General features: G+C 56.0%; 9 protein-coding genes. All 9 read left to right on the plus strand.

The annotated features are described in order from the left end of the window. Positions 1-401, plus strand: a 401-nt coding sequence (locus RBR29_RS08350) for a helix-turn-helix domain-containing protein (RefSeq protein ID WP_320348555.1), incomplete at its 5' end; no start/stop codon positions are given. Positions 402-405: 4 nt separating this feature from the next. After that, complete coding sequence (gene dnaN, locus RBR29_RS08355) at positions 406-1,521, plus strand: DNA polymerase III subunit beta (protein ID WP_320348557.1); 1,116 nt, start codon at positions 406-408, stop codon at positions 1,519-1,521. A 53-nt stretch (positions 1,522-1,574) separates the two neighbouring features. Further along, positions 1,575-4,028, plus strand: coding sequence for a DNA topoisomerase (ATP-hydrolyzing) subunit B (gene gyrB, locus RBR29_RS08360; RefSeq protein ID WP_320348558.1), 2,454 nt, complete (start codon positions 1,575-1,577; stop codon positions 4,026-4,028). Positions 4,029-4,515: 487 nt separating this feature from the next. Beyond that, the gene (locus tag RBR29_RS11960) at positions 4,516-4,779 is read left to right on the plus strand and encodes a helix-turn-helix domain-containing protein (protein WP_369293023.1); all 264 of its coding nucleotides are present in this window, start codon (positions 4,516-4,518) and stop codon (positions 4,777-4,779) included. Positions 4,780-5,005: 226 nt separating this feature from the next. After that, complete coding sequence (locus tag RBR29_RS08365; protein ID WP_320348560.1) at positions 5,006-5,692, plus strand: TnsA endonuclease N-terminal domain-containing protein; 687 nt, start codon at positions 5,006-5,008, stop codon at positions 5,690-5,692. Then, positions 5,655-6,650, plus strand: a complete 996-nt coding sequence (locus RBR29_RS08370; RefSeq protein WP_320348561.1) for a hypothetical protein — start codon at positions 5,655-5,657, stop codon at positions 6,648-6,650. The genes RBR29_RS08365 and RBR29_RS08370 overlap by 38 nt, the downstream gene beginning before the upstream one ends. A gap of 107 nt (positions 6,651-6,757) precedes the next feature. Then, positions 6,758-7,636 carry a Mu transposase C-terminal domain-containing protein gene (locus tag RBR29_RS08375; RefSeq protein ID WP_320348562.1) on the plus strand — a complete coding sequence of 293 codons (879 nt, stop codon included), beginning with the start codon at positions 6,758-6,760 and terminating at the stop codon, positions 7,634-7,636. Further along, positions 7,636-8,574, plus strand: a complete 939-nt coding sequence (locus tag RBR29_RS08380) for a TniB family NTP-binding protein (protein WP_320348564.1) — start codon at positions 7,636-7,638, stop codon at positions 8,572-8,574. The genes RBR29_RS08375 and RBR29_RS08380 overlap by 1 nt, the downstream gene beginning before the upstream one ends. After that, positions 8,571-9,081 (plus strand): TniQ family protein (locus RBR29_RS11965; protein ID WP_369293022.1); only part of this gene is annotated, 511 nt, incomplete at its 3' end. The genes RBR29_RS08380 and RBR29_RS11965, both read left to right, overlap by 4 nt.

The following is a 9,081-nucleotide window of genomic DNA, read 5'->3' on the forward strand; positions in this document are numbered from 1 at the left end:
TCGAAGGCGCTCTGCGCAAGGTTTCCGCCTACGCCAACTTCCACGGCCGCGACGTGCTGACCGTCGAAGTCTGCAAGGAAGCCCTGAAAGACCTGCTGTCGGTCTCCAACAGCCAGATCACCGTGGAAAACATCCAGAAGACCGTGGCCGATTTCTATAAAATCAAGGTCGCCGACATGTATTCCAAGCGCCGGCCCGCGAACATCGCGCTGCCCCGGCAGATCGCCATGTATCTGGCCAAGGAACTCACCCAGAAAAGCCTGCCGGAAATCGGCGATCTGTTCGGCGGACGCGACCACACCACCGTGCTGCACGCAGTCCGCAAGATCACCGACCTGCGTGCCAAGCAGACCGAACTGAACCACGCCCTCCACGTACTCGAGCAAACTCTCAAAGGATAGGAAGATGCCTCTCATCATTCAAGCGACCCGCGATGCCGTGCTCAAGCCCCTGACGATGGTGGTGGGGATCGTCGAACGGCGCAACACGCTGCCGATCCTCGCCAACGTGCTGATCCGCAAACAGGCCAACCAGCTTGAATTCCTGGCCAACGACCTGGAAGTCCAGATCACCACGCGCGCGGACTTTGGCGTGGGCGATGAAACCCAATCCACCACCGTGGCGGCCCGCAAACTGCTCGATATTCTGCGCGCCCTGCCCGAAACGGGCGACGTCCGGCTGTCGCTCGACGAAGCCAAACTCACCGTCCAGGCCGGCCGCAGCCGTTTTGCCCTGCAAACGCTGGACGCTGCCGACTATCCCACGGTCACGCAGGCCGAACAATGGTCCGCCACTTTTTCCATGTCCCAGAAGGCCCTGAAAAACCTGTTCAACCAGGTACATTTCGCCATGGCCCAGCAGGACATCCGCTACTACCTGAACGGCCTGCTGCTGGTGCTCGAACCCGGCCTCGTGCGGGCCGTGGCCACCGACGGTCACCGGCTGGCCCACAGCGGCCTGACCGTCCAGGATCAAGCCGCCACGCTGGATGTGATCATCCCGCGCAAGACCATCCACGAAATGCAGCGCCTGCTGTCCGATGATGAACAGGCCAGCGTCCAGATCGATGTCGCCGCCAGCCAGATCCGATTCCGCTTCGACGACATCGAGGTCGTCTCCAAACTGGTCGAAGGCAAATTCCCCGACTACCGCCGCGTCATCCCCACCGGCTATACACGGCATTTCGACATTGCCCGCGAAGCCCTCCAGGCCGCCCTGCAACGCACCGCCATCCTGACCACCGACAAACTCAAGGGTGTGCGCCTGCAACTGGGCGACAACCTGCTGCGCCTGTCCTCGTCCAACGCCGAACAGGAAGAAGCCCGCGAAGAACTCGAAGTCGAATACGCCCAGGAACCGCTGGACGTCGCCTTCAACGTCAGTTATCTGCTCGACGTGCTGTCCAATATCAAGACCGACTCCGTGCGCTGGTCCGTGCAGCCCGACGCCAATGCCTCCGTGCTGATCACGCTGCCCAACGACGAAGAATTCAAATACGTCGTCATGCCGATGCGCATCTGATCGGCCCAGCCATCGACCCCCACGACGCCGACGGATTCAATCACAGGATATTCATGTCAGATTCCACCACCCAAAACACCCCGGCCACCGGCTACGGCGCCGATTCGATCAAGATGCTCAAGGGCCTGGAGGCCGTGCGCAAACGGCCGGGCATGTACATCGGTGACACATCCGACGGCACCGGCCTGCACCATATGGTCTTCGAGGTCGTGGACAACGCCATCGACGAAGCACTGGCCGGCTATTGCGACGATATCGTCGTCACCATTCATGCCGACAACAGCATCTCGGTCACGGACAATGGCCGCGGCATCCCCACCGCCATCCACAAGGACGACGAACACCACCGCAGCGCGGCAGAAATCGTCATGACCGAACTGCACGCTGGTGGCAAGTTCGACCAGAATTCCTACAAGGTATCCGGCGGCCTGCACGGCGTGGGCGTGTCCTGCGTCAACGCCTTGTCCGAATGGCTGCGCCTGACGATCTGGCGCAACGGCGAAGAACACCATATGGAATTCCGGCGCGGCGAACGGGTCGCACCGCTGGCCGTGACCGGTCCGGCCGAACGCACGGGCACCCGGGTCCACTATCTGGCCGATGCCCAGATCTTCACCAACATCGACTACACCTACGAAATCCTGGCACGCCGCCTGCGCGAACTGTCCTTCCTGAACAACGGGGTGAAAATCCGCCTCGTGGACGAGCGCACCGGCCAGGACGAAAACCTGGCCTTCCTGGGCGGGGTCAAAGGCTTTGTCCAGTACATCAATCGCGCCAAGACCGTCCTGCACGACAATATCTTCGCCGTATCGACCGAATCCGAGGCCGGCGGCGTGCGCGTCGGCGTCGAAGTCGCCATGCAATGGAACGACAGCTACGCCGAAACCGTGCTGTGCTTCACCAACAACATCCCGCAGCGCGACGGCGGCACCCATCTGACCGGCCTGCGCGCCGCCATGACCCGGGTACTGAACAAATACATCACCGACAACGAACTGGCCAAGAAAGCCAAGGTCGATACCACCGGCGACGATATGCGCGAAGGCCTGGCCTGCGTGCTGTCGGTCAAAGTCCCCGAACCCAAATTCAGCAGCCAGACCAAGGACAAGCTCGTTTCCAGCGAAGTCCGCCCTGCGGTCGAAGAAGCCGTCAGCCGCACGCTGGAAACCTGGCTGCTCGAAAACCCCAATGACGCCCGTGCGCTGTGCGCCAAGATCGTCGAGGCCGCCCGCGCCCGCGAGGCCGCTCGCAAGGCCCGCGAAATGACCCGCCGCAAGAGCGTCCTGGAAGGCGCCGGCCTGCCTGGAAAACTGGCCGACTGCCAGGAAAAAGACCCCGCCCTGTGCGAACTCTACATCGTCGAGGGCGACTCGGCCGGCGGTTCTGCCAAACAGGGCCGCGACCGCAAATTCCAGGCCATCCTGCCGCTGCGCGGCAAGGTCCTGAACGTCGAAAAGGCACGCTTCGACCGGCTGCTGTCCAGCGAACAGATCACCACCCTGATCACCGCCCTGGGCACCAGTATCGGGCCTGATTTCAATATCGACAAACTGCGCTATCACCGCATCATCATCATGACCGACGCGGACGTGGATGGCGCCCACATCCGCACCCTGCTGCTGACCCTGCTCTACCGCCAGATGCCGGCACTGATCGAACGCGGCTACGTCTATATTGCCCAGCCACCGCTCTACAAGGTCAAGGTCGGCCGCGAGGAACGCTACCTGAAGGACGACGCAGAAGAAGCCCAGTTCATGCTGCAGCTGGCGCTCAAGGACACGGAACTCACACCCGCCGCTGGCGCCGCGCCGATCACCGGCGATGCCCTGATGGATCTGGCACGCCAGTACGTCACCGCCGATTCGGTCATCGCCCGCCTGTCGCGCACACTGGACACCGAGGCGCTGACCGCCATGGCCGAAGGCGTGCAGATCAGCCTGGTGGACGAGGCCGCCGCCCGCGCCAGCGCCGCCGCGCTGGAACAGGCCCTGCACGACCCGAACGATCCCCAGGGTGTCCATGTGGAAGTCCAATTCGACGATACCGATGAATCCTGGCGTCTGGCAGTCATCCGTCCGCACTTCGGCAATCTGCGCGTCAGCGTGTTTGACCGCCATTTCGTGCGCGGCGGCGATTACGCCATCCTGGCTCGCACGGCCAAGACCTTCCTGGGCCTGATGGGCGAAGGCGCCGTCGTGCGCCGGGGCACGGGCGACAAAATCAAGGAAAAGTCCGTCTCCGACTTCCGCGAAGTCATGCAATGGCTGCGCACCGAAGCCGAACGCGGCATCAGCAAACAGCGCTACAAGGGTCTGGGTGAAATGAACCCGGAACAGCTCTGGGAAACCACCATGAACCCGGCCGTGCGCCGCCTGCTGCGTGTGCAGATCGAGGACGCCATCGCCGCCGACGAGATCTTTGTCACCCTGATGGGCGACAACGTCGAACCGCGCCGCGCCTTCATCGAAACACACGCCTTGCAGGCGGGGAACATCGACGTGTGATCATGTCGATTCCCATAATTAGTGAAAATTTCCCACAATTATTGAAAACCGATTCCCATAATTAGTGAAAAATCTGTAGCAGTGCAGATTTGCAAGCGGGCTCCGATACTTACAGCGGAGCCCGTTTCTTTTTGGCCGCGTATATCGAGGCAGTCGCTCGGCCAGGCCAAGAAGTCAATCGAAGCGTCTTTTAAGAGACTCGTGTTCGGAAGTTCTGTCTCGCTATATTGATAAGAAACATATAGTTTCAAAATAAATATAGAAGCGAACAAAAGCAGCAAATGCTTTTTTTTGGGAGTAGCTCTGGTCAATAAAATCTATGTTATTGATTTTTTTGATAAATATTCAGTCATGGTATTTCGGTGCATGAGTTAGTTTAATTCATGCTGGCTATCGAAAATAGAAAATTGATAGCTCAGGACTTGTCCTGCTAGATCGGATTGCATAGACTGAAACCCTTTACAAACTGCCTGAACCCGGCATGCATATGGACGTTATCGAACTGATCTATCGACTGAAGCGTGCCGGGCATACCCAAGTGAGCCTAGCCCAAGAGCTGGGCGTCAGCCGCGGCGTCGTGAACGACGTCATTCATGACAGAGGCGCGTCCTTGCGAGTCGCCTCCCATATCGCCGCCGTGGTCGGGGTTGATGTAGACCAACTCTGGCCGGATCGTTATAAAGACCGTCCACAACCTCGCCACGTGGGCACACGCCCTGACTCGAAGGAGGAATGCCAGCCAGAAAAATAAAAGCCGAACAACTTTCGTCGCTCGGCTTTTGCCCCTTGGAAGGGGGAATACTGCATCTGGTACATACAGTATTGCTGCTTCCTAGGGCTTAAGTCAAGCCAAAACCCCCCAAAAGTAACGCATTGTTTCTCTGCGCCTAGGTGCAGAGCGGGTGTTGTTGCGCCTCCCACCTGCATGGTCGGCCTAGGCACTGGGGACCCTTTTACTTAAAAACTGGAGCAGTCGCATGGTCAACCCATCCAAAAAAAACCCACGGTCACGCACGGTGATCACGCCATCGGGCGGAATCGTGCGGGGAAAATTCCCAAGCCGCAAAGCCGCTCGTATGGTTCATCACGAAGGTCTCTTGGAGCTTGGGGCATGTCTATTTTTCGAACTCTCGCCGCGTGTCATCTCGTACCAAGAGCAGCCACCGAAAATCCAGTACGCGGACAATAACCGCCTACGCGTCTACACCCCGGACTTTGAACTGCTTCTCGACGACGGCAATACCGTACTCGTCGAGGTCAAACCCAAAGCCATTCTGGATCGTCCAGAAATTCGCCAGAAATATGACCTGATCACTAGCCACATGCAGCGCGACGACCAGCCATTCAGCATCCTGACTGACAAATGCATACGGAGGGAGCCGCGCCTCAGCAATCTACACCTTGCTTATAGAGCACTGGCCGCACACAGTCCCTCACAAGCACGCCTGGAGAGCATCCTACCTCAGCTTATTGCTCTACAGAACCCGAGCATTCACTTGGTCAACTCAATACTGAGGCCTCACAAGATATCCGCCTTTGACCTCTTGGCAGGTGGATATATGACCTGTGATTTAACACAGCCATTGAATTCTTCAACACTGGTTTCCATTAGCGAGGAGCGCGAACATGACTGGGTTCAGCTTTCAAAAGAACTATCGCTTTGAGCACCATGGCGTGGAGTATCTGGTGCAGCGAATTAACCCCGACCAGGCCAGTATCGTGGCAGAGCGCATCATTGATGGACAGATTTTCTGTCTAAACATCAACGACCTTCTAAACGCATTCGGTGATGGAAATCTCCGATTTCTGAACGCTGCATCAAATGGTGATGAGCTTCCGCTATGTCAGAGGCCCATCTCCGAGCTAAACGGCCTGACACGAGCCGAGCTGGATAGGAGGCTCGCTTATGTGGCGGCAATACGGGATGCCTCTCCATACAGCATTACGCCGGAATTCATCATGCCAATACGGGATGCCGTTGCTAAAAAAATTGGTGATGAGCAACCGCCGAGCTTTACCAGTCTCTATCGGTGGGTCGGCAGTGCCGCGCTGCAGAGTGACTTCAGGGCACTGATACCGCGCTACGACCGCCGAGGGCCGAAATGCGTTCGACAACCCCCACGAATTGTGGAGCTTTTTGAGGAAGCTGCCGAACGAGCCTTTGGCAGTAGCCCTCAGGCCACCGTGAAAAGAGTGCGGGAGGAATTATTCACGCTGATCAGCCGCGAAAACTCTCTACGCCCGAAAAATCAGCAATACAAAATCCCAGGAAAATCAACTTGTTATCGTCTTTTTTCACAATTAGATCAATATCAAGTGTCTGTTTTGCGCGAAGGAAAAAGGATAGCCATGCGGAAATTCAAACTTTCTGGAAAAGGAGCCGAAACCTCTCGAATTATCGAGCGGGTGGAGGTGGACCACACTCCCATCGACCTGTTTTTGATCGACGAAAAAACCCAATTGCCATTGGGCAGGCCTACGCTGACTATGCTGCTGGATCACTATAGCCGCATGCCTCTTGGTTATCATTTAGGATTCAATGCACCATCTACGGAGGCCGTTCTAGCCGCCTTGCGCCACGCCATTCTGCCCAAAAAAAAAGACAGTCGAGGATTGGGTTAGAGATAAAAGGGGTCTGGCCGTGTCACGGTATCCCAGAAACACTCGTCGTCGATAACGGCCTGGAATTTCATAGCCAGGCCCTGGAACATCTGGCGTTCAATCTCGGGATGCGAATTCAATATTGTCCCAAAAGGCAGCCTCAATTTAAGGGCTGCATTGAACGCTATCTAAAAACGATCAACTATTCATGCGTACATCTAATTCCAGGGACTTCATTTTCTAAATACTATGAGCGAGGAGATTACGACCCGCAGGAACATGCCGTTCTGACACTAGATGAATTTCAGGAACTGCTGGAAAAATGGCTAATTGATGTATATGCAAAAACCGTTCACGGCACACTAGGCACGACACCCCTGGAAAAATGGGCCTCTAGCGCAAAAAACTACACCCCCAGGCTGCCTCAATCCGCTCAGAAGCTGATTAGTGAAATGGGTATACCCTGCACGCGACATTTACGACATGACGGTCTCCGGTTGCACGGCATTTATTACAGCGGCGAGGATTTAGCCCCTATTTTGCGTAAATTTGGGCCTGGTACAGAACTCACCCTCTCCTACGACCCCAGTGATCTCGGGTCGATTCGGGTTTTTGATCCCAACTCGCACGAAATTACGCACACCGCTTACGCGAGAAATTTTGATTACGCCAACGGACTCTCGCTCGATCAGCATCGGCTGATTCGCCAGGAACTTATGCGCCAAGGACGATCCGCTGAAGACCCAGTTGAGCTGGAGCAGGAAAAGCAGGCACTCCGGGAAAAAATCACAGAACTTGCCGCCAGCAAAAAACATTCCAAGCGGCGTCTGGCAGCACGACTGCGTGGGGCGCAAAAACAAGTTGAATCAGCTAAGCCTCGAATAGCCAGATCCGTCATTGAAAAGCCCAACCCCAAAACATCCCCCTCACTCAAAAAATCGGTTATTGAAGCTGAAAACCGGCCAAGAATCGCTACGTTCAAAATGCGCAACCCGGGGGTGATGTAATGGACAAGGGTGAGTTCTATAACGCCCTTCGGGCATTTGATAACGAGTATGTAAATTTTTCGTCATTCGGAAAAATAATCACAGAGATGGAGCAGATACTCGACCTATCCCGAAATACGGGCATGGTCAGAAATCTGCTCGTCACTGGCGAAAGTGGTTGCGGCAAAACCAGTCTCGCTCGGGCATTTCAACTGCGCTATCCCAAAGCGCAACTCGCGGAACAAACGATCACGCCGGTATTGCTGGTGGAGGTGCCCTCCCTAGGCACCGTGGGGGCAGTAGCACAAGCCATTCTCCGGGCGCTGGGTGATCCCTACCCGGAGAAAGGAAGAGTGGCGGATCAGACTGCCAGAATCGAGATTTTGATACGGAACTGTAAAACGGAGATGCTGATTTTGGATGAGGCGCAGCATATTTACGATAGAGGCCAGCGCAAAACTCAGTATGCCACTGCCGATTGGCTAAAAACACTCGTCAATGCAATAGAAATTCCTGTGGTTTTATTTGGAATTCCGCGCCTCGAAAATCTTTTGGAAGTGAATGTCCAGCTACGGCGGCGATTTGCTGCACCCATGGAATTGTCTATAGGCAGTCCAGACGATCTTGGATTCCTGGATGCTAATTTCGATGTTATTAACGCTTTAGCACCAGCGCTGCCAATTCCTCTCTCTCTGAGAAAAATTACCACTGCAGATTTAACACGGCGAATTTATTTTGCAACGGACGGACGAGTCGGGTATCTCAAACGCCTGTTATCCATTGCTCTTCAAGCTGCGTGGGAGAACGATGATAACGAGATCAATATCGACACGTTAGAGGATGCATTTACCCAAATTTGGCGTAATGGTGTGGGCGCACTCAATCCCTTCAGCAGGGATTTCGTCTATAGGCGGCTGGATCGCAGCGGAGAGCCATTTGCGGGGGATCGTACAGCATGAGGGAGAGCAGTTCCATCACTTACCGCGATTTTCCCTGTAGACCTCAGCGCCAGAATGGCGAAAGTCTCGTCGGGTACATATATCGGCTGATGTCCGCGAACGGTCATGCGACTTCCGTAGGGGGCCACTATCGGGCGGTGCAGCAGCTATATCGTGGGGGCTTGACGCAATCCAGTGAAATCCTGGAGCGCCTGGCCGATTTCATTGGTGAGCCCTCATACCAGGACGACCCATTCTGGAAAGAGCGCCTGCGCATGCAGTACTCGGCCGGGAACCCTGCGGGTCTCAGTTTTCCGAAATTGCGGGCCGATAGGCCGTGGCTGTGTCCAGTCTGCATGCAGGAGGCTCCTTTTCATCGTGAATTTTGGACTCTACCGCTGGCAAGCACATGCCCTCGGCATGGCGTATCGCTGAGCGCCTGCTGTGGAGTGTGTGGCGGTGCCCTGACCTGGACCACTCTGCAGGCGGGGTGGCGATGTGTCAGAGGCCATGTCATTTACGAAGCAT

This window comes from Castellaniella sp., assembly GCF_034007085.1.
Taxonomy (GTDB): domain Bacteria; phylum Pseudomonadota; class Gammaproteobacteria; order Burkholderiales; family Burkholderiaceae_B; genus Castellaniella.